Source organism: Ruminococcus difficilis (assembly GCF_016680995.1).
The window spans coordinates 1-1,737 of record NZ_JAEQMG010000178.1; the positions used below are offsets into that span (position 1 = coordinate 1).

1 protein-coding gene is annotated in these 1,737 nt (G+C 56.9%); it reads right to left on the bottom strand.

The genetic code is table 11. The features are described from left to right. Positions 1-1,737 (bottom strand): glutamine synthetase III family protein (locus JKK62_RS15920; protein WP_201428779.1); only part of this gene is annotated, 1,737 nt, incomplete at both ends.

A 1,737-nucleotide genomic window follows, 5' to 3' on the forward strand; every position in this document is an offset into this window, starting at 1 on the left:
GCGGCAGGAGCTCATCGCGGACGAAGTTCGCCTGCTCCACGATATCGTCGATATGCGCCAGATGCTCTGCCAAACGCTCGAGTATACCCGCGTTGGCACTCATCTCGTCACAGGCGGCGGAGAGCTTCTCGATGTTAGCCGTCTCATAAGCACAGCCGATCTCGGGCGAGATCGCCTTCTTCATAGAAACGTTCTTCAAGAGCTTCATCAGATAGGTCTCGATCGCGGGGATGATCTGCTTACCGGTCATATCCACCATCGTAAGCGCTTCGATATTGACCTGCTTGACGTAGTTTTCGAGCATGATCTCCATGCGGCTCTCAAGCTCAGCGACGGTAAATACCTTGTGAGCGGTCAGCATCGCGATATTCTTTTCGTCCAGCAGATGCGGCATTGCGTCGGCGGTCGTTTTGAGATTGGATAAGCCGCGCTTCTCGGCTTCTTCGATCCATGCGTCATCGTAGCCGTTGCCGTTGAAAATGATGCGCTTATGCTCTTTGATCGTCTTGCGGATCAGGTCGTGAACGTCATTTTCAAAGTCCTCGGAGCTCTCCAGCACATCCGCAAACTGCTTCAAGACTTCCGCGACAGCGGAGTTGAGCATCATATTGCAGCAGGCGATGGAGTTGGAGGAGCCGAGCATACGGAACTCGAACTTGTTGCCGGTGAACGCGAAGGGAGAGGTGCGGTTGCGGTCGGTGGTGTCGCGTCTGAAACGCGGCAGAACATCAACGCCGAGCTTCATATATTTCTTCTTCGTGCCCTCATACTCGGTATCGTTCTCGATCGCGTCCAGAACGGCGGTCAGCTCGTCGCCGAGGAAGATAGAGATGACGGCGGGCGGCGCTTCGTTCGCGCCCAAACGGTGATCGTTGCCCGCGGTCGCGACGGACAGCCTCAGCAGATCCTGATACTCGTCTACCGCCTTGATGACCGCTACGAGGAATAGCAGGAACTGGACATTCTCAAACGGCGTCTCACCGGGAGTGAGCAGGTTGACTCCTGTATCCGTACCAATCGACCAGTTGTTGTGCTTGCCCGAACCGTTCACTCCCTTGAAGGGCTTTTCGTGCAGCAGACATACCAGACCGTGGCGCTCCGCGACCTTCTGCATGATCTCCATAGTCAGCTGGTTGTGGTCTGTCGCGACGTTAGTCGTTGTGTAGATGGGCGCCAGCTCATGCTGTGCGGGAGCTACCTCATTATGCTGGGTTTTCGCGAGGATCCCGAGCTTCCACAGCTCGTCGTTGAGATCCTCCATATACGCGAGGACGCGCGGCTTGATGGTGCCGAAGTAGTGATCGTCGAGTTCCTGACCCTTGGGAGGACGCGCGCCGAAGAGGGTACGTCCCGTATAGATCAGATCCTTGCGCTTTGCGTACAGCTCCTTGGGAACAAGGAAGTATTCCTGCTCGGGTCCGACAGAGGTAACGACGCGCTTGACATCCTCATTGCCGAAGAGCTTTAAGACGCGCAACGCCTGGATATTCAGCGCCTGCATGGAGCGCAACAGCGGGGTCTTTTTATCCAGCGCGTCGGCGCTGTAGGATGCGAACGCGGTGGGGATACAAAGGGTCTTGCCCTTGATGAAAGCGTAGGAGGTGGGGTCCCACGCGGTATAGCCTCTTGCCTCAAAGGTCGCGCGCAGACCGCCCGAGGGGAACGAGGACGCGTCGGGCTCGCCCTTGATCAGCTCCTTGCCGGAGAATTCCATGATCACTCTGCCGTCGGGGGAGA